Origin of the sequence: Sphingomonas immobilis, assembly GCF_030580995.1 — a bacterium.
GTDB lineage: Bacteria > Pseudomonadota > Alphaproteobacteria > Sphingomonadales > Sphingomonadaceae > Sphingomonas > Sphingomonas immobilis.
Genome location: NZ_JAUQSZ010000001.1, coordinates 316,965 through 340,705 on the forward strand (window position 1 = coordinate 316,965; position 23,741 = coordinate 340,705).

Consider the following 23,741-nt stretch of genomic DNA (forward strand, 5'->3'; position numbering starts at 1 on the left):
CGCGGCGCGGGCGTCAGGCCCGCGCCGCCACCACGCCCACCGGCGGCAGGCGTTCCGCGAGATCGCCGAGGCCGCCGACCACCAGCGCGCGCATCGGGTGCCAGAAGGCGGAGAGCGTCAGCAACGCGGAGCCGATCGCCAGCGCCGTGAAGCCCCAGGCGAGTTCGAGCGACGCGGTCGTCTGCAGCAGAGAATACATCGCGTAGAGGACATAGGCGAGGCTGGAGACGAGCAGCGCGCGACGGTCGATCGCCAGCGCCACGAAGCCGAAGATCACGTAGAGCACGATCACCACGATCGCCGTCACCATGCTGATATCGCCCTGGAACATGCCGAGCATGTGGAACACCGGATGCGCGATGAGCGGTGCGGCGGCGAGGTGTAGCCAGAAGGCGACGTCGCTGCGGCGCGTGCGGCGCTCGCGGTCGGAAATGTCCCACCACATCGCCAGCGCGAATACGACGAAGCCGCAGATCAGCAGCGTCGGGTACATTAGCTCCTTCGCCTCGGGCGCGGAGGCGACCGTCAGCGCGGCGACGACGGCAACCGCCGCCGCAGCGCCTGCTGCGACGGTGATCGGCACCATGAAACGCCGCCAGTGCAGCCACGCAGCACCACCGGTAATGAGCGCGATGCCCGCCGCGATGACCGCGCCAACGCGGGCGGGGATGTCAATATGCAGATCGGTCATCACCCCGACGAGCGCACCCGCCACACCGCCGACGAAGGCGAGCAGCAACAGGATGCTGGGCAGCGCCATGCGTCGCACTCGCGTGAAATATTCCGCCAGGCCCCAGGCTGCACCCGCGACCAGCACGCCCGCGACGGGCGTCGCGACCGCCTTGCCGAGTTGCGCCAGCGCGGTGAGCAGCATGACGATCGCGATCGAGACGAAGATGTCGTTGAAGCCGCTCAGCAGACGGAACTGTTCCTCGTCGACGATCGGTGTGGCGCGCTGGGCGGCGATGTGATGGCGCAGGGCGTCGGCGGCTTCACGGGAAATCGCGCCTGCGGTGACGGCGCCTTCGAGATCGCTATCGCTGTACATGGCATTCTCCTGCGCGGAGATATGCCACAGGTGTATTGACTATGCAATACACCTGTCAAGGCGGGGCGGACGCGGTGATCCGCCCCGAGGCAAGCTTACTTCTTGTGGTGCATCTTCTTGCCGCCACTGCTACCGCGCTCGGTGCATTGGTCGGTCACGGTCCTGGAGCAGGGCGGGTACTCGGCCTGCGCCTCGGGCGCGGGCGCCGCGGCGGTCGGGGCCGGTGCGGCCGCCTGCGCCGGATCGGCGGCGGGCGCGCTCATGTTGGAGGCCGAGGCTGCGGGCGCGGCGGCGTCGGGTGCTGCCGGAGCCGGGGCCGGCGTAGCGGCGGGATCGGCCGGGGCGGGGGCAGGCGCGGTGGGTGCCTGCGTCGAGGGATCGGGCGCCGGGGCGACCTGAGCGGAGAGCGGGGCGGCAGCCGCAATCGCGGCGAGAAGGATCAGTTTCATCGGGTTTACTCCTGCAGAACCTGGGCAGCTGTTCACGCTGCACGAGACCCCCAACGCATTGAGGGGAGTATTGTTTCGCAGGCGATTCGAGGGCGAGGCCGAGGCGCGCACGCTGCGCGCCGGTCCACGCGGCGGACGGCCTCGCCCGGCCGGCGTAGCGCAGCTACGGCCGACGGCGCGGCTATGCCGCGGCGTGATGCCGGGAAGCTATCGGGCCTGCCGCGGCAAAGCCGCGTCGTCGGACGGCGCTAAAGCGCCGCCGGCCGGGCGCGCGCGTCCGCTGTGCGGACCGGCGCGGAAGTGCCTTCCGCGCCTCGTTACGCGCCCGAATCCAAAGCATACCCCGCCGACCGCACCGTCCGAATGATATCCGGCCGGCTCTCGCCGTTGATCGCTTTCCGCAACCGGCGAATGTGGACATCCACGGTGCGGCTCTCGATGTCCGAATCGTGGCCCCACACCGCGTCGAGCAGGCGCTCGCGCGAGAACACCCAGCCCGGATGCTCCAGGAAATGCTTGAGCAGCCGGAACTCGGTCGGCCCGAGGGGGATGACCTCGCCCGAGCGGCGGACCTTGTGGCCGACCGTGTCCATCTCGATGTCGGCATAGGTGAGCTGCTCGCCCGCCAGCGCCGGGCGCACGCGGCGCAGCACCGCGCCGACGCGCGCGACCAATTCGCGCGGGGAGAAGGGCTTGGTGACGTAGTCGTCGGCACCCGTCTCGAGGCCCCGGACGCGGTCCTCTTCCTCGCCGCGCGCGGTCAGCATGATGATCGGGATGTTCGCCGTCTCGGGCATGCGGCGCAGGCGGCGGCATACCTCGATGCCCGACAACCCCTCGACCATCCAGTCGAGCAGGACGATATCGGGCGTCGCCTCCTTCGCGAGCAGCAGCGCCTCTTCCCCGTCCGGGGTCTGCTTGATGTCGAAATCCTCGCGCTTGAAATGCCAGATCAGCAGTTCGGCCAGCGCGGCATCGTCTTCCACCAGCAACATCTTGGCTCGTGCCATTGTGCTTACTCCCTCATATCGTGGGTGCGGTTCCGCGATCGCGCTCCGCCATGTGCGTGCCGGTCGCGGCGAAATAGACCATCTCCGCGACGTTGGTCGCGTGATCGCCGATCCTCTCCAGGTTCTTCGCGATGAAGAGCAGATGCGCGATCTGTCCGATCTGCGCGGGGTTTTCCATCATGTGCGTGACGAGCACACGGAACAGGCTGTTGTAGAAATCGTCGACCGCCTTGTCGCGCTCGCACACCAATACGGCGGCGGCGGGATCGCGCGCGGCGAAGGCGTCAAGCACGTCGTGGACCATCTCGATCGCGAGCGCCGCCATCGCCGGCAGGATCGACAGCGGCTCGATCTCGCCGTGCGCGTCGATCAGCGGCGTGCGCTTGGCGATGTTCTTGGCATAGTCGCCGATGCGCTCGATCACGCCGGCGATCTTGAGTGCCGCCACCACGTCGCGCAGATCGTCCGCCATCGGTGCTCGCAGGGCGATGATGCGCACGGCCAGCGCCTCGACCTGGTGTTCGAGCAGATCGATCTTCTTGTCGTCGGCGACGATGCGCGCGGCGTCGGTGAGGTCGTGCCGCTTGAGCGCCTCGATCGCGTCGCCGATCGCCTGTTCGGCCAGCCCGCCCATCTGCGCGATCAGCCCGCGCAGCTGGCCGATCTCCTCGTCGAAAGCCTTGATCGTATGTTCGTGCGTGGCCATCAGCCGTATCGTCCCGTGATATAGTCCTTGGTGCGCTCCTGCCTCGGGTTCGTGAAGATGTCCGAGGTCGTGCCGTATTCGACGAGGCTGCCGAGGTGGAAGAAGGCGGTGCGTTGCGACACGCGCGCCGCCTGTTGCATGTTGTGGGTGACGATGACGATGGCGTAGCGGCCCTTGAGCTCGTGGATGAGCTCCTCGATGCGCGCGGTCGCGATCGGGTCGAGCGCCGAGCACGGCTCGTCCATCAGGATCACTTCGGGGTCGACGGCGATGGCGCGGGCGATGCACAGCCGCTGCTGCTGGCCGCCCGACAGAGCGGTGCCGCTGTCGGAAAGGCGGTCCTTCACCTCATCCCACAGGCCCGCCCGCTTCAGCGAGCGTTCGACGATGTCGGCGAGCTGCGCGCTGCCCGAGGCGAGGCCGTGGATGCGCGGGCCATAGGCGACATTCTCGAAGATCGACTTGGGGAAGGGGTTCGGCTTCTGGAACACCATGCCGACGCGCGCGCGCAACTGTACCACGTCCATTTCGGCGGCATAGATGTCCTCGCCGTCGAGCGCGATCCGCCCCTCGACGCGGGCGTTCGCGATCGTGTCGTTCATGCGGTTCAACGTGCGCAGGAAGGTCGACTTGCCGCAGCCGGACGGGCCGATCAGCGCCGTCACGACGTCACTGTCGAAATCGAGGCTGACGTCGCTGATCGCCTGCTTCTGTCCGTAGAAGACGTTGACGTTGCGCGCGGATATCTTGGAGGCGTTCACCAGCGGGTCTCGAATTTGTTGCGGAGATAGATCGCGACGCCGTTCATCGCGAGCAGGAAGACGAGCAGCACGATGATCGCCGCGCTGGTCTTTTCGACGAAGCCGCGGTTGACCTGATCGGACCACAGGAAGATCTGCACCGGCAGCACCGTCGCGGGGTCGCTCAGACGGTCGGGCGGGGCGGAGATGAAGGCGCGCATGCCGATCATCAGCAGCGGCGCCGTCTCGCCCAGCGCGCGCGCCATGCCGATGATCGTGCCGGTGAGGATGCCGGGAAGCGCGAGCGGCAGGACGTGATGGAACACGACCTGGATCGGGCTCGCGCCGACGCCGAGCGCGGCGTCGCGGATCGAGGGCGGCACCGCCTTGATCGCGTTCCTGCTGGCGATGACGATCACCGGCATCGTCATCAGCGCGAGCGTGAGCCCGCCGACCAGCGCCGCCGAGCGCGGCAGGTGGAAGGTATTGAGGAACACCGCGAGACCGAGCAGACCGAAGATGATCGAGGGCACCGCCGCGAGATTGTTGATCGACACTTCGATCAGATCGGTGAAGCGATTCCGCGTCGCATATTCCTCGAGATAGAGCGCCGAGAGCACGCCGACCGGAAAGGCGATCAGCAGCGTCACCACCATCGTGAAGATCGAGCCCTTCAGCGCGCCCCAGATGCCCGCCATCGTCGGATCGGTCGAATCCGAGGCGGTGAGAAAGAAGGCGTTGAAGCCCGTCGACAGTGCGCCCATCGCCTTCAGTTTCGCGACGATCGCTTCGTCGGCGGGCGCGCCGTCATGCTTGGCGGCGATATCGATAGTGTCGGCGGCCGGCACCCAGAGCGTCGCGCGGCCGCGCAGCAGCGCCGGGTTCGCCTTGACCTGATCGCGCACGCGCAGCCACGCGCCGTCGCTCAGCAGTTTGTCGCCGTCGGGTCCGTAGGCGACGATGGCGGCAGCCTGCGTCGCTTCCGGTAGGCCCGCGCCCGCCAGCGCGAGGTCGGCACCCGGTCCCTTCAACCGCGCCTGATCGAGCGTCAGCCCGGCGCGCGGGAAATCGATCGGCAATGCAATCCGCGTCTGTGCGAAGCCGCCGATGCCGTTGCTGATCATCGTGAACAGCAGGATCGCGAGGAACCCCGCCGACATCACCACCGCGAACAGCCCCATCAGGCGAAAGCGCGCCTCGGCGGCATAGCGGCGGCGGATGCGCGTCTGGCGCGACGCGGTCTGCCAGTCGGTCGGCATGCGTGCGGGGACGGTCACCGGCGCGGCGGTGCCGGGAACGATCGGGGCGACGCCGTCACTCATAGGCTTCACGATACCGTTTCACGACCGTCAGCGCGACGATGTTGAGGAGCAAAGTCACGACGAACAGCGTCAGCCCGAGGGCGAAGGCGGCGAGCGTCTTGGGGCTGTCGAACTCGGCCTCGCCGGTCAGCAGGTCGACGATCTGCTTGGTGACGGTGGTGGCCGAGGCAAAGGGATTGAGCGTCAGCGTGGCGACGCCCGATGCGGCCATCACCACGATCATCGTCTCGCCTATCGCGCGGCTCACCGCCAGCAGCACGCCGCCGACCACGCCCGGCAGGGCGGCGGGCAGCAGCACACGGCGGATCGTCTCGGATTGCGTCGCGCCCATCGCCAGGCTGCCGTCGCGCATCGCGGTCGGCACGGCGGCGATGGAGTCGTCGGCCATCGAGGAAACGAAGGGGATGATCATGATCCCCATCACCAGCCCCGCCGCGAGCGCGCTTTCGGAACTCGCCCAGCTCACGCCGATCGACACCGCGAAATCGCGCACCAGCGGCGCGACCGTCAGCGCCGCGAAATAGCCGTAGACGACGGTGGGCACGCCCGCGAGCACCTCGATGATCGGCTTCATCCAGGCGCGGGCGCGGGGATGGGCATATTGCGTGAGGTAGATCGCGCTCATCAGCCCGAACGGGATGGCGACGATCATCGCGATCACCGCGCCGATAAAGAACGTGCCCCAGAACAACGGCAGCGCGCCCAGCGACGCGCCGGGATCGCGCGCGTCGATCACCTGCGGGCTCCAATGCGTGCCGAACAGGAATTGCCCGATCGGCACCATCTGAAAAAAGCGTATCGATTCAAACAGCAACGAGACGACGATGCCAAGTGTCGTGAGGATCGCGATCAGCGATGCGGCGAGCAACAGCGCCATGATGACGCGCTCGATCTTGCTGCGCGCGCGGAAATCGGGGCGGACGCGGGTGAAGGCCCAGGCCCCGCACGCAAAGGCGAGCAGCAGGGCCACGCCCGATCCGATCCAGTCGTAATGCGATTGCGCATCGGCATAGGCCGGCGCGAGCTTCGCCGCGAGCGGCGTGGGTTCACCGAAGCTCTTGCCGGCGGCAATCTCACGCGCCTCCGACAGCAAAGCCGCCCGTTCGAACCCGGGCGGCGGCAGCTGTGCGGCCGCCGGATCGGTCAACACGCGGTCGGTGACGAGCGCGGGCGACGCCGTCGCCCACACCGCCAGAAACAGTGCCGCGGGCAGCACCGTCCAGAGTGCCACGAACGCGCCGTGATGCGACGGCAGCGAGCTGAATCGCGCGCCGGTCGCGCGGCGGAACCCCGCTGCGCGCATCCGCGCGGTTAGCCATGCGATCAGGCCGAGCCCAACAACCAGGAAGGAAAGAACGAGAATGGACAAAAGGTTACAGGCTCTGTTTGATCTGGAGTATCAGGTTTATTTGAGTGTCTTGCCGTCGAGCACGGTTTCCCAGCCGACAATGCCGACGGCGGACTTGCGGACGTCCTCGGGCGAAGCGATCAGGCCCTTGGCGACGAGCGGGCCCTTGGGATCCCATGCCACCGAATATTCCTTCAGGAAGCTGCGCAGGCCCTTGATCGCGGTGAGATGCGCTTTCTTCACGTAAAGGTAGAGCGGACGCGAGCCTGGATATTTGTTCTGCGAGATCGTCTCATAGGTCGGTTCGATGCCGTTGATCGGCACGCCGTTCAGCTTGTCCTTGTTCTCTTCGAGATAGGAATAGCCGAAGATGCCGATGGCGTTGGAGTTGGACTGCAGCTTCTGGACGATCAGATTGTCGTTCTCGCCGGCATCGACATAGACGCCGTCCTCGCGGATGCGGGTACAGGCCTTGGCGTAATCGTCGGGTTTCTTGTCCTTCAGCGCAGCCGAATCAGGTTCCATCGCCTCGCATCCGCGCCCGAGGATCAGCTCGGCGAGCGCGTCGCGTGTGCCGCTGGTGGCGGGCGGGCCGTAGATCTGGATCGGGACGGCGGGCAGGGCGGGGTTCACGTCTGCCCAGGTCTTGGCCGGGTTGGGCTTGCCGCCGATGTTTGCGGCCATCGCCTTGAACAGATCGGTGATGGTCAGCGACAGTTTCGGGCCGTTCTTGGCCTCGGCGAAGGCGATACCGTCGAGGCCGACGGGAACCTCGATGATGTCCTTGACGCCGTTCTTCAGGCAGGTGGCGTATTCGCTCGCCTTCATCCGGCGCGAAGCATCCTCGATATCGGGATGCGCGGCACCGACGCCCGCGCAGAACAATTTCATGCCCGCACCCGTGCCGGTCGATTCGATGACGGGGGCCTTGGCACCGGGGTTCTTGGCGACGAACTGTTCGGCGACGATGGTGGTGAACGGAAAGACGGTCGAGGAGCCGACGACCTTGATCTGGTCGCGCGAGCCACCGCCGCCCGCGGCCTGATCGGTGCAAGCGCCCAGCAACGCCGTGAGCGCTAGCGCGGGCACGGCGGCGGTAATGATCTTCCGGTTCATGATGACCTCCCCCGAGACGACTCGAAACCGTCTCGACGCCCGCGCTACCACCGGCGGAACCAGCCTGTGTGACGGTTCCGTTACCGTTTGATGACAGCGCTTCCGGCGGGGGTTCCGTGCGCGGGCAGCAGGATCTTCACGGTGGTGCCTTCGCCCAGCGTGCTCTCGATATCGAGGCGGCCGCGGTGGCGTTCGACGATGTGCTTGACGATGGCGAGGCCGAGGCCGGTGCCGCCCGCCGCGCGGCTGCGCCCGGCATCGACGCGGTAGAAGCGCTCGGTGAGGCGGGGGAGATGCTCGGGTGCGATGCCGTCGCCCTCGTCGCGCACCAGCACCCGCACCATACCGGTCGGATGGCGTTCGAGCCCGACGGTGACGGCCCCCCCCTTGCGCCCGTATTTCATGGCGTTGCCGATCAGGTTGTGCAGCACCTGGCTCAACTGGGCGCGGTCGCCGGACACCGGCGGCACGTCGTCCTGCAACGCGGATATGATCGGCGGCCCGCCGTCCCGCGCATCGACCAGTTCGGAACGGATCTCCTTGATGAGCAGGCTGAGATCGACCGGCGTATCGGGCAGGCGGTATTTCTCGGCCTCAATGCGCGACAGCGAGATCAGATCCTCGATCAGCCGCTGCATCCGCCGCGCCTCGTCGAACATGATGCGCAGGAAACGGTTGCGCAGATCCTTCTCCTCGCCCGCTTCCTCACCCAGTGTCTCGATATAGCCGAGGATCGAGGCCAGCGGCGTGCGCAGCTCGTGGCTGGCGTTGGCGACGAAATCGATCCGCATCCGCTCGGCCGCATAGCTGTCGGTCTGATCGACGAGGTGGACGATCTGCGCGCCGCTGGCGGTGCGGCCGATGCGCATTTCCCAGCGCTGCTCGCGCGCGCCCAGGCCGACGAGATTGACGGGCGTTTCCGGCCCGTCGCCGGGCGGGCTGGTCAGCCGCTCGGCCGCGCCGGGGTGACGGATGGCGAGGCGCACGTCCTGGCCGATGATATGCTTGCCCAGCAACGCGCGCGCGGCGTCGTTGGCGTGCGCGACGCGGCTGTCGCTGACGATCAGGATCGGCTCGACGATCGCCTCGATCACGTCCTGCACGCTTTCGGCCGGGCGCGGTGCCTCCGTGGGTGCGGGCGGATGCGGCGTCAGGTCGCCGGTGCCGGTCGCGATCAGCGCCGCCGCGATGCCGCCGATCAGCGTGACGAGCGCCGGCTGGATATCGGATTCGATTGCGAACACCGCGACGGCAGCGACCGCGACGATGCCGATTGCGGTGAGGGTGCGGAGACCGAAGCCGTTGAGCATGGGAAGGGCCTCTACCCGAAACGTCCTTAACTCCGATAGCCTTGCTTGCTTGGGCGATGCGAATGTGAAAGGGATTCGCGCATGAGCGACGATCAGGGCAGCCCCGAGCAGGAAGGCACCGGCACGAACCGCCGCCGCGCGCTGATGCTCGGCGCGGTCGGCGCGAGCGCGGTGCTGTCGATCCGCCCCGCGCTGGCGGCGACGCAGGCCTCGATCCTTACCTGCGAAATCCCGGTCCCCGATGCCGGCCACGCGGGCTCTGCGATTGCCGCCGACGGCACTCTGGTGCCGAGCGGAACGGCAGGCTCCTTCGCGCCGCCGGGCCGCCCGCTGAAGGGCGAGGACGTGCGCAAGGCGCTCGCCAACGGCGGGCAAATCCCGGGCGTCGATTACGAACGCAGCCGCGCCTACACCAATTACATCCGCCGCCTGCAATCGGGGACGAGCGGCTTCACCTGCTTCGCATCGCTGCAGATGCCGCGCGGCTGAGGCCGGGTGGTCCCATCTATTCACACGACCGTTCGTGCTGAGCGAAGTCGAAGCACGTGCCCGGAACACGCCCTTCGACTTCGCTCAGGGCGAACGGACTTGGTGGGTTAGGCCGTGCCCGACACCATATACCGCGCCGCCGCGCCCGATACCGTGCGGACGGCCGAGCTCGACGCCTTCACCGCGATCTATCACCGCGCGTCGGGGATCACCCACCTCGTCACGTCGCCCGCGCCCGAGATTCTTGCGATGCTCGGCGGGGGCGGCCTGACGCGCGCGGCACTGCTGGCGCGGCTGGCGGCGGACTTCGATCTCCCGGACGGCGATGAGGGCGCGCTGGCTGCGCGGCTCGACGAGCTGGTCGCGGCGGGGCTGGTGTCGGCGTCATGAGGCACGTCTTTTCGGTCCGCGTCGGGCCGGTGGGCTTCCGCGTCGGATCGGACTGGCGCGCGCCCATCGCGCAGCTCGAGACGCTCTACGCGGGCTATCCAAAGCCCGAGGTGCCCGATTTCTCGGTGCGGCTGTTTGCGGCAAGGCCGTGGCGGCGCTTCCTCCGCCCCTCGGTAATGATCGGCGGCGATTTCGTCCTGCCCGAGGCCGCGCCGCTGCCGCTGGCACAGGGGCTGCTCGCCGCCGAAATGGGGATGAATCTGCAGATGGCGCTCGGCCAGCGCCGCTATCTGCTGCTGCACGCCAGCGCGGTCGAGCGCGACGGGCGGGTGCTGCTGATGACCGGCCATTCTGGCTCGGGCAAGTCCACGCTCGCGGCGCTGCTGTCGCGGCGTGGCTGGCGGCTGATGGGCGATGAATTCGCGCTGATCGACCCGGAGACGGGGCTTGCGCACGCCTTCCCGCGCCTCGTCAGCCTGAAGAATGCCGCGATCGCGGTCGTGCAGGCAGCGGCGTCCAACGCGCGCTTCGGCCCGCTGCTGGCGGAGACGCCGAAGGGCGCGATCCGCCATCTCGTGCCAGACGCCGACGCGGTCGCGGCGATGGACCGGCCCGCAACGCCGGCGCTGCTGCTGTTCCCGAGCTACGGCCATGCGGCGGCGGTGCGGGAAGTGCCCGAGAGCGAAGTGTTCGTGCGGCTGACCCAAGCCTCGACCAACTATGTCGCGCTGGGCGAACGCGGTTTCTCCGCACTCACCGGGCTGGTGAAGGCGATCCCGGCGCGGGCCATCGATTATCCCGATACCGAGAGCGCCGTCGCGCAGGTCGATGCCTTGTGGGGCGGGCTGTGAGCGACGGCTGGCTGCTCGCCCGCATCCTCCGCGCGCCCGGCGAGGCGGCGGTGCTCGATGCGGCGGGCTGGACCGACCTGATCGGCATCGCCCGCGCCGAGCAGATGATCGGCACGCTCGCCATGCGGCTGCAGGGCGTCGCGGTGCCCGAGGGTGTGGCGCGCATCCTCGCCGACGCGCGCGCCTCGGCGGAACAAGGCCGCGTCGCCGCCTTGTGGGAGGCGGAGGCCGCGCGGCGGGCGCTGGCGCCGCTCGGGCTGCCGGTGGTGCTGCTGAAGGGCACCGCCTTCGTCGCGGGCGGCCATGCGGCGGGGCAGGGGCGGTCGATCGGCGATCTCGACATCCTCGTGCCACGTGCGCGTATCGACGAGGCAGAGGCGGCGCTGCTCGCGGCGGGCTGGGAATGGGTGAAGTCCGATCCCTATGACGACGCCTATTACCGGCAATGGATGCACGAGCTCCCGCCGCTCATTCACCGTGACCGCGACCGGATGATCGACGTCCACCACACCATCCTGCCGCTGACCGCGCGGATCATGCCCGATGCCGCCGCGCTGCTGGCGGATGCGGTGCCGCTGCGTGCAGAGAAGAAGGGGGGCCTCGCGACGCTTTCCCCCCACGACATGCTCGTCCACGCCGCCGCGCACTTGTTCGCGGACGGCGATCTGGCGGGGGGCATGCGCAACCTGTGGGATGTGCATTGCCTGACCGGGGAATTCGGCGTCTCGGGGCTGACCGAACGCGCGCAGCATCATGGGCTATGGCGCGAGGTCTCGCGCGCGCTGCGGCTTGCCGATGCTCTGTACGGTGGGGGTGGGAACGCCGGTCCGGTGGACAGGCTCTACCTCCGCCGCCTGACCGCGCGCGACGGCTGGGGGAGGGCGACGCGGCCTTTCGTCCGTCAGGCCTTCTACGTCCGCTCGCACTGGCTGCGCATGCCGCCGGCGATGCTTGCGCGGCACCTGTGGATTAAGTGGCGGAAGGCTTCCTGAGGCGCCGGATCAGGCCCGCGATCAGCAGCACGACGATCACCGCGCAGGTATCCGCCACCCAGTCGCGGATGTCGCAATCGCGGTGGAGATCGGGGATCGACTGCACCACCTCGATCATCGCGCCGACGAAGGAGAGCCGCTCGGCAATGCGATAGAGCGGGAAGCGCGGGAAGGCAGCGGCGGCCAGTGCCGAGATGACGGCAAAGGCGAAGATATGCTCGACCTTGTCGCCATATTGATCGAGCGGCGTGTGCGGCGGATGCGGCAGCACCGCCATCGTCACCGCCCCGATCAGCGCCGCCCAGAAGGCGACACGCGCCAGGATCGTGAAGCGGGTCATGCGGGAAGGGCCTCCAGCGCGGGGATGAGATCGGCGAAATGGTCGATCACGGCATCGGCATGGAGCGCCTCGATGGCATCGAGCCGGTAGCCGAAGCTGACGAGGACGACGGGGATGCCGGCATTGTGGGCCGCCTCCACGTCGAAGCGTGAATCGCCGACGAACGCCGCGCGCCCGCCGCCGAGCCGCGCGATCATTTCGCGGATCGGCGCCGGATCGGGCTTGGCGACGCCGAGCGTGTCGCCGCCGATGACGGTCGCGAAGCGGCTCCGCAGTCCCAGCCCGGCGAGCATCGCCTCGGCGAGATGCTCCAGCTTGTTGGTGACGAGCGCGATCTTCACGCCGCGCGCCGCAAGCTGGTCGAGCGCGTCCAGCGCGCCGGGATAGGGTTTGGTCAGGCGCGCGATATCGGCCTCATAGGCAACGAGCAGCTTGGGATAGAGCCGGTCGAGCAGAGCGTCGTCGCAGCCGCCCGTCGCGGCCAAGGCCTCGCCGAGCATATGCCGCGATCCCGCGCCGACCATCTTTAGGATAGCCTCCGTCGGCAGCAGTGCGCGGCCTTCGCCGGCCAAGGTGACGTTGACTGCGGCGGCAAGATCGCCGCCGGTGTCGAACAGCGTTCCGTCGAGATCGAATCCGACGATCGGGAATGAAAAAGCGGTCATCTGCCGCGCGCCTGACAGGGATGCTATGGAATTGGCAATAGTGTCGTGGCAGGGCGGAGCATATGGACGATAATTCCACGGTTTCTGCATCTCCCCCCACCTCCAGCGTCGCCGCCGTTATCCTGGCGGCGGGCAAGGGGACGCGGATGAAGTCGGACCTGCACAAGGTTCTCCATCCCATCGCCGGGCGGCCGATGCTGCTGCACCTGCTGGCGAGCGTCGAGGCGTTGTCTCCCGAGCGGGTCGTGGTGGTGACGGGCGCGGGGCGCGAGCAGGTCGAGGCGGCGGTGGCGCCGCTCGGCGCGACGACGGCACTGCAGGCGGAGCAGCTCGGTACGGGCCATGCGGTGGCGCAGGCTGCGGAGGCGCTCGCCGGGTTCGAGGGCGCGGTGCTGATCCTCTATGGCGACGTGCCGCTGGTGACGACGGCGACGATGCGGCGGATGCTCGACCGGCTCGGTGCGACGGACGCGCCCGCGACGGTGGTGCTCGGTTTCCGGCCTGACGATGCCGCCGCCTACGGCCGGATCATCGCGGACGGCGAAGGCCGGATCGCGAAGATGGTCGAGTTCAAGGACGCCTCGCCCGAGGAGCGCGCGGTCGATCTGTGCAATTCCGGGCTGATGGCCGTGAAGAGCGCCGACCTGTTCCCGCTGCTGGCGCGCGTCGGCAACGACAATGCGGCGGGGGAATATTACCTTCCCGACATCGTCATGCTGGCGGCCGGCGACGGCCGTGCGTCGGTGGTGATCGAGACCGCCGCTGCCGAGGTCGCGGGCGTCAACAGCCGCGCCGAACTCGCCGTGGTGGAGGCGGCCTGGCAGCAGGCGCGTCGCGCGCAGGCGATGGCGGACGGCGCGACCCTGCTCGCGCCCGAGACGGTGTGGTTCTCGCACGATACCAGGCTCGGCCGCGATGTCGTCGTCGAACCGAACGTGTTCTTCGGCCCCGGCGCGACGATCGCCGACAAGGTCACGCTGCGCGCGTTCAGCCATATCGAGGGCGCGAGCGTCGCCTCGGGTGCGATCGTCGGCCCCTACGCACGGCTGCGGCCCGGCGCGGTGGTGGGCGAGGATGCGCATGTCGGCAATTTCGTCGAGATGAAGAAGGCGGTGCTGGGCAAGGGTGCCAAGGCCAATCACCTGACCTATCTGGGCGATGCCGAGATCGGCGCGGGCGCGAATATCGGCGCGGGCACGATCACCTGCAATTACGATGGCTTCGGCAAATATCTGACGCGGATCGGCGAGGGCGCGTTCATCGGATCGAACTCCTCGCTGGTCGCACCGGTGGCGATCGGCGACGGGGCCATTGTCGGCGCGGGTTCCGTGATTACCTCGGACGTCGAGGCCGATGCGCTGGCGGTGGCACGCGGCAGGCAGGAAGCGCGTCCCGGCTGGGCGGCGCGCTTTCGGAGTGCGATGAAGGCGAAGAAGGCCGCCAAGTAGCGGACGCGAAGGAACGAATTATGTGCGGAATCGTCGGAATCGTCGGCAAGGACTCGGTCTCGGAGCGGCTGCTCGACGGGCTGAAGCGGCTCGAATATCGCGGCTATGACTCCGCCGGTATCGCGACCGTTGCGAACGGCGCGATCGAGCGGCGGCGCGCGTCGGGCAAGCTCGTCAATCTCGCGAATGTGCTGGCGGAGGATCCGCTGCCCGGCGATACCGGCATCGCGCATACGCGCTGGGCGACGCATGGCGGTCCGACTACTAACAATGCGCATCCGCACGCCACCGAAGAAGTCGCGCTGGTCCACAACGGCATCATCGAGAATTTCAAGCAGCTGCGCGAGGAATTGATCGCGCGTGGGCGGACCTTCACGTCGGAGACCGATACCGAGGTCGTCGCCCATCTCGTCAGCGAGAAGGTGGAGGGCGGCATGGCCCCGGCCGATGCCGTCGCAGAGGTGTTGCCGCGGCTGCACGGCGCGTTCGCGCTGGCGATCCTGTTCCGCCAGCATCCCGAATTGCTGATCGGCGCGCGGCTCGGCTCGCCGCTGGTGGTCGGATACGGCGATGGCGAGACCTATCTCGGCTCGGACGCGCTCGCGCTCGCGCCGCTGACGCAGCGCATCGCGTATCTGGAAGAGGGCGACTGGGTCGTCATCACCAGGGACGGCGCGCAGATCTACGATCAGGCGAACACTCCCGTCGAGCGGCCGATCACGATCTCCGGCGTCACCGGCGAGCTCGTGTCCAAGGGCAATCACCGCCACTACATGCTCAAGGAAATCTACGAGCAGCCGATCGTCGTCGCGCAGACGCTGCGGTCGTATTTGAAGCGGATGGAGGATCAGGTCACGCTGCCGATCCCCGATTTCGATCTCGGCGCGATCAAGCGCGTGACGATCGTCGCGTGCGGAACGAGCTTCTACGCCGGCATGGTCGCGAAATACTGGTTCGAGCAGTTCGCGCGCGTGCCGGTCGATCTCGATGTCGCATCCGAGTTCCGCTACCGCGCGCCGGTGATGGAGCCGGGCGGGCTGATGATCGTCATCAGCCAGTCGGGCGAGACCGCCGATACGCTGGCGGCGCTGCGTCACGCGAAAGCCGAGGGGCAGAAGATCGCCGCCGTCGTCAACGTGCCGACCAGTTCGATGGCGCGCGAGGCGGACCTTCTGCTGCCGAGCCATGCCGGGCCCGAAATCGGCGTCGCATCGACCAAGGCGTTCACCTGCCAGCTCGCGGTGCTGGCGGCGCTGGCGGCGAATCTCGCGCGCGCCAAGGGCCTGCTGACCCCGGCGCAAGAAAAGGAAATCGTCCGCCATCTCGCCGAGGCACCCGCCGCGCTCAACGGCGCGCTCGCCTATGACGAGAAGATCGCCGAGATGGCGCATCTGATCGCGAGCGCGCGCGACGTGCTGTATCTCGGGCGCGGGACGGATTATCCGCTGGCGCTGGAAGGCGCGTTGAAGCTGAAGGAAATCAGCTACATCCACGCCGAAGGCTATGCGGCGGGCGAGATGAAGCACGGGCCGATCGCGCTGATCGACGATCAGGTGCCCGTCATCGTCATCGCCCCGTCGGGCCCGCTGTTCGAAAAGACCGTCAGCAACATGCAGGAGGTGCAGGCGCGTGGCGGCAAGGTCGTGCTGATCTCGGATTACGACGGCATCCAGGCGGCGGGCGAGGGGTGCATGGCGACGATCACCATGCCCAAGGTCCACCCGCTGATCGCGCCGCTCGTCTACGCGGTGCCGGTGCAGTTGCTGGCGTACCACGTCGCGGTCGCCAAGGGGACGGATGTGGATCAGCCGCGCAATCTGGCGAAGTCCGTGACGGTGGAATGAGCGCGCTAGAGTGATAGCTCGGTTGACAGATTGACACCTGAATCGAAACTGTAAGGCGCGATCGTTTCCGAAATTGCACCAATCGGGCGTTGAGGGTCACGCGAGAGTGTCGCTCCTGCGAGCATTTCACGCGTGGTGGGTCGCGAAGAGATCGCGTGGGGCGACATTTTCCAGAGTGGTCCGACGATGTGAAAGAGCGACAGGCAATGTCGCAGATCGGCGGCGTGTAGGACAGCGGGAATGTCCGCTATGGGTGGAAAGCGGACGTCAGCCGCCCTTTGAGAAGCCACATCCTTCGAAGGCGAGCTTGCCTGACTCGCGGTCAAATCTCCCGTCAGCCGAGCTGCCCGGTCTGTCGTCTATCTCGCCTAGAAAGCCGTGCGTAGCTGAAAGTCGGCTACGGCCAGGTTTGATCGGATATCCGCCGTCCCCCCGCCGTAACCTAAAAACTACAATGTTTACAAAGATCTTGCCGCCGGTCGATGAGTTAACGCCTATATCTTGTAGATATTGATACCGCCTTTCCCATTGAGCCAAGTCGCCTATGCATTGTTGCTTCGACAACAGCATTTCAATTCGGTCAATTTGGCTCGCAGCGGGCATCAGCAGCGAGTCGTCCTCGCGGCTACACGCTGCCGCGAGGCATAGACATGCAAGGGGTAATAAGCACTTCATGCAATCAAATTAAACGCATCCTGCATGTCCGCAACTGGGGCGTTAGTTCCGTCCCGCGCCGCATCGCAACGTCCGCTACGGGTCGAAAGCGGAAGTCCGCTATGGGTGGGAAGCGGACATTGATGGAAGGCCCCGGTGCGGTGGTTAGCGCACTAGCCCGTCTGTCAGTTCTGCTTCCCGACCTGTCGCCTTGATCAGTATGCCATCCACGAATTTGAAATTCACCATGACGCCGGTTTTCTTTGACTGATCTCGAAATAAAATATCCGTGCTTTGGTCGCACCTCAGCGGCTGAACCGTAATGGGGCCTGTGACAAATATGGCCTTTTCAAAGGCGAACGCTTTAAGGTCTTGGCTCCAGAATACCGCATTGGGAACGCCGTCCAATATCGACCCCGTGCTGTAGTCGCCTCGCCACGTCGAAAACTTCGCCGTCGGTGAGACTAAGGGCATTAGTGCAACCGTGTCGTTGGCCAACCCTGCGCGAACTATGGCCACGGCGCGTAGGGTGTAAAAGCGCTCCACCTCTTCCGGTCTCGACCCTCCGGCATGATAGCCCGGACAGGCAACTGGCTTTGCCTTTGCTACAACTGAGCGCGGAACTGCCAAGGTCAACCCGGTGAGAATTGAAAGCATGAGTTTCATCCGGGCCTTTTAAGCCTCTTCTGCCCATCTTAAAATGGTGCGATCCGTGTCACTGGCTGTTCGCCGCGAACGTCCGCTATGGGTCGCTAGCGGCCACCACTTATACCGTCCGCGACGAAAAAGGGCGCCGGTCCTGCGACCGACGCCCCTCGAGTTTGCTTTTGCGCCGACGGCAAAGCCGTCGGCCGGGTTCGGTGCTTCGCGCCGACCCGCCGGCCGGGGCGGGCGCTGCGCGGCTCGTGCCGCGCACCGGCGCCGTCCCCGGCTTTCGCCGGGCGACGCGCCTGCGCCCTTAGCTCAACAACCGTTGCGACGGTTCTGGGCGCGGTCGTTGTTCTTGTCGAGGGTGCGACCGAGGAGACCGCCGGCAACGCCGCCGACCACCGCGCCGAGCGCGTCACCGCCGATGGCACCACCCAGCACCGCGCCGCCGACGCCGCCGGCGATCGTGCCGGTCGTGCCCTTGCTGCGGCGGCAATCCTGCCGGTAATAGCGGCGGCCGTCACGATCGTTGTAGCGGCTGTTATACTGCTGATCGCGATAGGCCTGATCGCGCTGCCACTCGCTGTCGCGATACCCATCGCGATACCCGTCCTGAGCCGTCGCAACCGCCGGCACACCAAGGCCTGCGATCATGGCTGCAATGATAATGCGTTTCATCGCTCGAATTCCTTTTCCTGACCCGCGTCGTGGATCAATAACTCCCGTCCACGGCGGAGGTTCATTTCGGCTGCGAATTTAATCTTCATGTAATGTTCGTGCAGCCGACAGGTCACGATGACCTGTTCGTCACCCTGCACCTTCGGGCATTTACTCGGCATTAACCGTGGTTCCTTACGCCTGCGAAACCAGAAATTCTGAGCCGGGGATGGGGCGGAAATGCGGGTTCTGATCGTCGACGACGAAGCGGGAATGCACGATTCCTACCGGCGCAGCTTTGCTCCGCAGGCGGCGGACGTCGAGGCGCTGGGCGCGATGGCGGAAGATTTGTTCGGCGACGACAGCCCTGCGGAAAGCGGCCCGTCGGCGATCGATTTCGACCTCACCTTCGCAAGTCAGGGCCTCGACGGTGTCGCCGCGGTGGAGCAGGCTATCGCGGACGGCGCGCGCTTCGCGGTCGCCTTCATCGACGTGCGGATGCCGCCCGGCATCGACGGCAAGGATACCGCGACGCGGATCCGGGCGCTCGATCCCGACATCAACCTCGTCATCGTGACGGGCTATTCGGACTTTTCGCCGCTGGAGATCGCCAGGGCGGCGGGGCCGGCGGACAAGATCTTCTACATCGCCAAGCCGTTCGAGGTCGCCGAGGTGCAGCAGATGGCGAGCGCGCTCGCGCATCGCTGGCAGGTCGACCGCGCGCTGGCCGAGGCGCGCGAGACGCTGGCGCGGCAGGTCGCGCAGCTTCAGGAACAGAGCCACGAGCTCGCCGCCAACGAGAGCAAGGCGATGCACATCGCCAGCCACGATTCGCTGACCGATGCGCCCAACCGGCTCGCCTTCATGCGCACGCTGGCGACGCGGGCACGGATCGAGGGGAGCTTCGCGGTGGCGATGCTCGATCTCGATCGCTTCAAGGCGGTCAACGACACGTTCGGGCATCTCGCCGGCGACGAGCTGATCCGGCAGGTCTGCCAGATCATCCGCCATGCCGCGCCCGACGGCGCGATGGTGGCGCGGCTGGGCGGCGACGAATTCGGCCTGCTGTTCGACACGCCGGGTGCGGAAGCCGCGCAGATGGCGTGCGAGCGCGTGATCCACGCCTGTTCGACCACCTTCCGCCTGTTCGGCCACAGCGTGCAGGCGGGCGCTTCGGTCGGGCTGTTCTTCGTCGACGACGTGACGCAGCGCGACCCCGTCGACCTGATGCGCCGCGCCGACCTCGCGCTCAACGACGCCAAACATTCCGGGCGCGGTGCCGCGCGGCTGTTCGACGAGGTGATGGACGAATCGATCCGCTTTCGCCGCCGCATCGAGGGCGGGCTCGCCCAGTCGATCGCGCGCGAGGAGCTGAGCATGGCGTACCAGCCGATCGTCGCGCGCGAGGGGCTGGAGATCGTCGGCTTCGAGGCGCTGCTGCGCTGGAACACGGCGGAGTTCGGACCCGTCAGCCCCGGCCTGTTCATCCCGATCGCCGAGGAATCGAACCTGATCCACGAGCTCGGCGACTGGGTACTCGACCAGAGCCTCGCCGTGCTGAAGGACTGGCCCGGACAGTATGTCTCGGTCAATTTCAGCCCGCGCCAGTTCCGCCGCCAGAATTTCGTCGCGCATATCGTCGAGCGCGTGCAGCGCGCCGGCGTCGAGCCGCGCCGCGTGCAGATCGAGATCACCGAAACCGCGATCTTCGACGATGCCGATCATGCCGCCGAGACGCTCTACCGCCTGCGCCAGATGGGCTTCCGCATCGCGCTCGACGATTTCGGGACGGGCTATTCGAGCCTCTACAACATCCGCATGTTCGCGCTCGACAGCCTGAAGATCGACAAGAGCTTCATCGACGGCATGGGCCGCGAGCGCGAGAGCGCCGCCATCGTCCATTCGATCGTCCATCTCGGCCGCTCGCTCGGGCTCGGCGTGATCGCGGAAGGGGTGGAGACGGAGGCGCAGGTGCAGGCGCTGCGGCTGGCGGGGGCGTCGCATCTCCAGGGATTCTACTTCGCGCATCCGATGACGGCGGAGGACGCGCGCGAACTGGCGCACCAGCGCTTCATCGCCGGTGAGGACGATACCGCCGACGAGCCGGGAACCGGGACGCACGGCTGATGGCGGCGACGTACCGCGCCGCACGGGGCACGATCGACACCCTCCGCAAGCCCGGATCGCTGGGGGCGAAGCTCGTCCTCATGCTGACGGCGATCGGCGTCGCCGGGGCGATCGCGATCACCCTGCTGCTCGCCACCGTCATCATGCCGAGCTTCGACCATCTCGAGCAGAAGGTGGTCGCGGGCCAGGTCGAGCGGACGCGCGGGGCGCTGAACGACTATGCCGCCGGGGTCGAAACCACGGTGCGTGACCTTGGCGACTGGGATCCGAGCTACGCCTATCTGGCGAAGCCCACGGCGGCGTTCGTGGAAGAGAATGCCTCGCCGATGGCGATGGCCAATCTCGGCATCAGCGGCGTGGCCTATATCGGGAAGGACGGCCGCGTCGTCACCGCGCGCTGGCGCGATCCCGAGAGCAGCGCGGACCGTGCCACGCGCGCCGCGCTGATCCGGCTGATCGGCGGAACCGATTTCCGGCGCGCGATCGGCAAGAGCAATTCGGCGCGCTTCTTCGCGCGGCTGGGCCATGTCGTGGCGGCGGTCGGCGTGGCGCAGGTCCGCCGCAGCGACGGCAGCGGAGACCCGCGCGGATATGTGCTGGTGGCGCGCGAGATCAGCTCGGCCGAACTCGCCGCGCTGCTGCAGACCGACGCGCGGATCGACCTCGACGGCGCTGCCGATCGCGGCTCCACGCGCACCAGCCTCAATGTCGCGGTGCCGATGCGCGGGTCGGACGGCCGCACCGTCGCCAGCGCCGTGTTCGGCGTGCCGCGCGACCTGTCGGTGCTGGGGACGCGGATGCTGATGCTGGCGGTGCTGGGATCGATCCTGCTGCTCGCGCTCGTGCTGCTGATGCTGCGGCGGATGATCACGCGGCTGGTGCTGCGCCCGCTGGCGCGCGTCGAGCGGCACATGCAGGCGGTGCGCGCATCGGGCGAGCCGAGCCCGCTGGAGGAGGAACAGCGCCGCGACGAGATCGGCGCACTCGGCAAGAGCTTCAATTCGATGCTGCGCCAGCTGCAGGATGCGCGCGCGCAGATCGAGGCGCAGAGCTTCCAGCTCGGCCGCAGCGAGAGCGGGGTGGCGGTGATGCACAACGTCCGCAATGCGCTCAATCCGGTCAGCACGATCCTGTCGCAGGGGATCGCGATGCCGCCACCGGTCGACCGCGCCGCACTCGATCGCGCCATCGCCGAACTGGCGGCGGACGACCTGCCGGTGGCGCGGCGCGCGAAGCTGCTCGCTTTCCTGACCGCGGCGGTCGAGGCGGAGGCGAACGACCGTACGCACCGCCGCGACCAGCTCGAGATCGGGCGCGAGGCGATGCGCCATGCGCTCGAAATCATCGGCGCGCAGCAGCAGCAGGCGCATGGCCGGCCCGAGCTCGAAGCCTGCGACGTCAGCGACATCGCCGCGCGCAACGCGACCATCGCGCGCTATTCTGGCGGCGTCGCGATCGCGTTCAGCGTCCCCGATACGGCGGAGCTGGTGCTAGCGAACCGCGTGATCCTCTCGCAGGTGATCGGTAACGTCTTTTCCAACGCCGCCGAGGCGATCGCCGCGTGCGGGCGCGACAGCGGCACGATCACCGTGACGATCGAGCGGCACGGCAGCGAAACGCGCATCGCCATCCGCGACGACGGCGAGGGGTTCGCGCCGGGAGACGCGCCGAATCTCTTCCAGCGTGGCTTCTCGACGCGGGCGCACAAGTCGGGCGGGCTGGGGCTGCACTGGTGCGCCAATGCGATGAACGCGATGGGCGGGTCGCTGCGGCTGGAAAGCGCGGGCCGGGGCCACGGCGCAGTCGCGGTGCTGACGTTGGCCGGGGCGGGCGAGGGGCGCGACCTGGCGGCTTAAGGCTGCATCACCCGTTCAGGATTTGCGCGGCCACTTCCTGCATATCGCCCACCACCAGCAACGAGTCTCCGCCGACAAGGCCGACCTTGGTCTGGCCGTTCTCGTCCATGCGCAGATAGGCGACGTTGGCCGCCACGACGAGATAATCGCCGCCGCGCGACCGGAGTTTGACGAACTTCATCGGTGAGGTCTCCTGATGCGGCGGGGATAGCGGCGAAACCGTGCGATAGGGTTAATGCTGGCGGCGGCTTTCATCCCCGCATAACCTGCCGCCATGATCGAGCGGCGCTTCGACGCGGACAGCGGCATCATCCACGTCGTCGGTACGGGGATCTGGAAGCGCGCGGATGTCGATACGCATTACGGCGCGATCCGTGGGATCGCCGCCGGGCTGCGGGAGGCGGGGCGGCCGATCCGGCTGCTGTCCGACGTGACGGGTGCGGAGCGGCAGGCGCCCGATATCGAGGCCTATATCAAGCTGCAGATGGAGCGGACGTTCGCGCCGGGCGACCGGATGGCGCTGCTGGTGCCCGACATCCATGCCCAGCGGCACATCCGCACGCTGCTGGGCAATGCCGAGGTCGCGACCTTCTGCTCGCGCGACGCGGCGGAGGCGTGGCTGCGCAACGATATGCGCGAGACGGCCTAGCCCGCGGTCGCCACGCCGGCCCGGCTCTTCATCAGCGGCTGGATACGGGTGCCGAACGCCTCCACGCCCTCGACGAAATCGTCGAAGGTCAGCAGCACGCCGCCGGTGCCCGGCACCGCCGCCATCTCGTCGAGCATCCGCGCGACGCTTTCGTAGGAGCCGACGAGCGTGCCCATGTTGATATTCACCGCCCCCTCGGGTGCGGCGAGCTGGCGGACGTTGGTGTCCGTGTTGTGCGTGTCCTTGGCGCCCTGTTCGGCGAGCCAGGCGATCGCATCCATGTCGACGCCGGCGTTGTAGCTCTGCCACTTCGCCATCGCCGCTTCGTCGGTTTCGTCAGCGATGATCATCACCAGCACGAAGATCGACACGTCGCGCCCGGTGAGCGCGGTGGCGGCGGCGAGGCGGGCGTTGTTGTCCTGGAACGCCGTCGGCGTGTTGACGCCCTTGCCGAGGCAGAAGGCATAGTCCGCCCATTTGGCGGAGAAGGCGAGGCCGGCGTCGCTCGACCCCGCGCAGATGATCTTCATCTCGCCCTCCGGCTGCGGGCGGACCCGGCAGTCGGTCATCTCGTAATATTTGCCCTTGAAGTCGGACACGCCGGTTTCCCACAACTCGCGCAGGATGCCGGCATATTCGTCGAGCATCCGGTAGCGGTCGCGAAAGTGGTCGTCGCCCGGCCACAGGCCCATCTGGGTATATTCGGGCGGCTGCCAGCCGGTAATGAGGTTGAGCCCGAAGCGGCCGTGGCTGATGCTGTCGATCGTGTTGCACATGCGCGCAGCGAAGGCGGGCGGTATGATGAGCGTGGGGCAGGTGGCGTAGATCTTGATCCGCTCGGTAACGGCGGCGAGGCCGGCCATCAGCGTGAAGCTCTCCAGCCCATATTCCCAGAACTCGGTCTTGCCGCCGAAGCCGCGCAGCTTGATCATCGACAGCAGGAAATCGAGCCCGTGCTTCTCGGCCGATTGCGCGATCGTCTTGTTGAGGTCGAAGCTGGGTTTGTACTGGGGCGCGTTCTCGCTGATCAGCCAGCCGTTGTTGTTGATCGGAACGAAAACGCCTACTTGCATTGCGAACCC

General features: G+C 67.3%; 24 protein-coding genes. 9 read left to right on the forward strand and 15 right to left on the reverse strand.

Annotated features, from left to right (window positions below; genetic code table 11):
- Positions 1-13: 13 nt before the first annotated feature.
- The 9 genes from Q5H94_RS01455 to Q5H94_RS01495 form a co-directional block, all read right to left on the reverse strand.
- Entirely contained in the window at positions 14-1,048 is a 1,035-nt protein-coding gene (locus Q5H94_RS01455; RefSeq protein WP_304559352.1) for a hypothetical protein, read from the reverse strand.
- Between the two features lie 95 nt (positions 1,049-1,143).
- Entirely contained in the window at positions 1,144-1,497 is a 354-nt protein-coding gene (locus Q5H94_RS01460; RefSeq protein ID WP_304559353.1) for a hypothetical protein, read from the reverse strand.
- A gap of 317 nt (positions 1,498-1,814) precedes the next feature.
- Positions 1,815-2,507, reverse strand: a complete 693-nt coding sequence (gene phoB, locus Q5H94_RS01465) for a phosphate regulon transcriptional regulator PhoB (RefSeq protein ID WP_304559354.1) — start codon at positions 2,505-2,507, stop codon at positions 1,815-1,817.
- Between the two features lie 13 nt (positions 2,508-2,520).
- The gene (gene phoU, locus Q5H94_RS01470; RefSeq protein ID WP_304559356.1) at positions 2,521-3,213 is read right to left on the reverse strand and encodes a phosphate signaling complex protein PhoU; all 693 of its coding nucleotides are present in this window, start codon (positions 3,211-3,213) and stop codon (positions 2,521-2,523) included.
- A complete protein-coding gene (gene pstB / locus Q5H94_RS01475; RefSeq protein WP_431312129.1) occupies positions 3,213-3,977 on the reverse strand; it encodes a phosphate ABC transporter ATP-binding protein PstB in 765 nt (254 codons plus the stop codon). Before pstB ends, phoU begins: the two co-directional genes overlap by 1 nt.
- The gene (gene pstA, locus Q5H94_RS01480; RefSeq protein ID WP_304559743.1) at positions 3,971-5,275 is read right to left on the reverse strand and encodes a phosphate ABC transporter permease PstA; all 1,305 of its coding nucleotides are present in this window, start codon (positions 5,273-5,275) and stop codon (positions 3,971-3,973) included. Before pstA ends, pstB begins: the two co-directional genes overlap by 7 nt.
- Complete coding sequence (gene pstC, locus Q5H94_RS01485; protein WP_304559358.1) at positions 5,268-6,644, reverse strand: phosphate ABC transporter permease subunit PstC; 1,377 nt, start codon at positions 6,642-6,644, stop codon at positions 5,268-5,270. The genes pstA and pstC overlap by 8 nt, the downstream gene beginning before the upstream one ends.
- A gap of 36 nt (positions 6,645-6,680) precedes the next feature.
- Positions 6,681-7,739 (reverse strand): PstS family phosphate ABC transporter substrate-binding protein, encoded by a 1,059-nt coding sequence (locus Q5H94_RS01490; protein ID WP_304559360.1) that lies wholly within the window; start codon positions 7,737-7,739, stop codon positions 6,681-6,683.
- Between the two features lie 80 nt (positions 7,740-7,819).
- The gene (locus Q5H94_RS01495; RefSeq protein ID WP_304559361.1) at positions 7,820-9,049 is read right to left on the reverse strand and encodes an ATP-binding protein; all 1,230 of its coding nucleotides are present in this window, start codon (positions 9,047-9,049) and stop codon (positions 7,820-7,822) included.
- An 81-nt stretch (positions 9,050-9,130) separates the two neighbouring features.
- Between Q5H94_RS01495 and Q5H94_RS01500 the strand changes: the two genes are divergently transcribed.
- The 4 genes from Q5H94_RS01500 (at position 9,131) to Q5H94_RS01515 (ending at position 11,771) form a co-directional block, all read left to right on the forward strand.
- On the forward strand, positions 9,131-9,538 hold the full coding sequence (locus tag Q5H94_RS01500) for a hypothetical protein (RefSeq protein ID WP_304559362.1): 408 nt from the start codon (positions 9,131-9,133) through the stop codon (positions 9,536-9,538).
- Between the two features lie 114 nt (positions 9,539-9,652).
- Positions 9,653-9,928, forward strand: coding sequence for an HPr-rel-A system PqqD family peptide chaperone (locus Q5H94_RS01505; protein ID WP_304559363.1), 276 nt, complete (start codon positions 9,653-9,655; stop codon positions 9,926-9,928).
- Positions 9,925-10,779 (forward strand): HprK-related kinase A, encoded by an 855-nt coding sequence (locus tag Q5H94_RS01510; protein WP_304559365.1) that lies wholly within the window; start codon positions 9,925-9,927, stop codon positions 10,777-10,779. Before Q5H94_RS01505 ends, Q5H94_RS01510 begins: the two co-directional genes overlap by 4 nt.
- The gene (locus Q5H94_RS01515) at positions 10,776-11,771 is read left to right on the forward strand and encodes a nucleotidyltransferase family protein (RefSeq protein WP_304559366.1); all 996 of its coding nucleotides are present in this window, start codon (positions 10,776-10,778) and stop codon (positions 11,769-11,771) included. The genes Q5H94_RS01510 and Q5H94_RS01515 overlap by 4 nt, the downstream gene beginning before the upstream one ends.
- Here the strand turns inward: Q5H94_RS01515 and Q5H94_RS01520 are convergent.
- A complete protein-coding gene (locus tag Q5H94_RS01520; protein ID WP_304559367.1) occupies positions 11,749-12,111 on the reverse strand; it encodes a VanZ family protein in 363 nt (120 codons plus the stop codon). The genes Q5H94_RS01515 and Q5H94_RS01520 overlap by 23 nt on opposite strands.
- A complete protein-coding gene (locus Q5H94_RS01525) occupies positions 12,108-12,776 on the reverse strand; it encodes an HAD-IA family hydrolase (RefSeq protein ID WP_304559368.1) in 669 nt (222 codons plus the stop codon). The genes Q5H94_RS01520 and Q5H94_RS01525 overlap by 4 nt, the downstream gene beginning before the upstream one ends.
- Positions 12,777-12,838: 62 nt before the next feature.
- Between Q5H94_RS01525 and glmU the strand changes: the two genes are divergently transcribed.
- Both glmU and glmS read left to right on the forward strand, forming a co-directional pair.
- Positions 12,839-14,224 (forward strand): bifunctional UDP-N-acetylglucosamine diphosphorylase/glucosamine-1-phosphate N-acetyltransferase GlmU, encoded by a 1,386-nt coding sequence (gene glmU / locus Q5H94_RS01530; protein ID WP_304559369.1) that lies wholly within the window; start codon positions 12,839-12,841, stop codon positions 14,222-14,224.
- A gap of 20 nt (positions 14,225-14,244) precedes the next feature.
- Positions 14,245-16,068 carry a glutamine--fructose-6-phosphate transaminase (isomerizing) gene (gene glmS, locus Q5H94_RS01535; protein WP_304559371.1) on the forward strand — a complete coding sequence of 608 codons (1,824 nt, stop codon included), beginning with the start codon at positions 14,245-14,247 and terminating at the stop codon, positions 16,066-16,068.
- Positions 16,069-16,887: 819 nt separating this feature from the next.
- Here glmS and Q5H94_RS01540 read toward each other — a convergent pair.
- Positions 16,888-17,388, reverse strand: a complete 501-nt coding sequence (locus Q5H94_RS01540) for a hypothetical protein (protein ID WP_304559372.1) — start codon at positions 17,386-17,388, stop codon at positions 16,888-16,890.
- A gap of 297 nt (positions 17,389-17,685) precedes the next feature.
- The gene (locus tag Q5H94_RS01545; protein ID WP_304559373.1) at positions 17,686-18,048 is read right to left on the reverse strand and encodes a glycine zipper domain-containing protein; all 363 of its coding nucleotides are present in this window, start codon (positions 18,046-18,048) and stop codon (positions 17,686-17,688) included.
- A gap of 219 nt (positions 18,049-18,267) precedes the next feature.
- Here Q5H94_RS01545 and Q5H94_RS01550 point away from each other — a divergent pair, with 219 nt between their 5' ends.
- Both Q5H94_RS01550 and Q5H94_RS01555 read left to right on the forward strand, forming a co-directional pair.
- Complete coding sequence (locus Q5H94_RS01550) at positions 18,268-20,154, forward strand: putative bifunctional diguanylate cyclase/phosphodiesterase (protein WP_304559375.1); 1,887 nt, start codon at positions 18,268-18,270, stop codon at positions 20,152-20,154.
- A complete protein-coding gene (locus tag Q5H94_RS01555; RefSeq protein WP_304559376.1) occupies positions 20,154-22,010 on the forward strand; it encodes a CHASE4 domain-containing protein in 1,857 nt (618 codons plus the stop codon). Before Q5H94_RS01550 ends, Q5H94_RS01555 begins: the two co-directional genes overlap by 1 nt.
- Before the next feature lie 7 nt (positions 22,011-22,017).
- On the opposite strand, the gene Q5H94_RS01560 is transcribed toward Q5H94_RS01555, so the two are convergent.
- A complete protein-coding gene (locus Q5H94_RS01560) occupies positions 22,018-22,191 on the reverse strand; it encodes a hypothetical protein (RefSeq protein WP_304559377.1) in 174 nt (57 codons plus the stop codon).
- A 93-nt stretch (positions 22,192-22,284) separates the two neighbouring features.
- Between Q5H94_RS01560 and Q5H94_RS01565 the strand changes: the two genes are divergently transcribed.
- Positions 22,285-22,659 carry a hypothetical protein gene (locus Q5H94_RS01565; protein WP_304559378.1) on the forward strand — a complete coding sequence of 125 codons (375 nt, stop codon included), beginning with the start codon at positions 22,285-22,287 and terminating at the stop codon, positions 22,657-22,659.
- Here the strand turns inward: Q5H94_RS01565 and rutA are convergent.
- On the reverse strand, positions 22,656-23,732 hold the full coding sequence (rutA, locus tag Q5H94_RS01570; RefSeq protein WP_304559379.1) for a pyrimidine utilization protein A: 1,077 nt from the start codon (positions 23,730-23,732) through the stop codon (positions 22,656-22,658). The genes Q5H94_RS01565 and rutA overlap by 4 nt on opposite strands.
- Between the last annotated feature and the right edge of the window lie 9 nt (positions 23,733-23,741).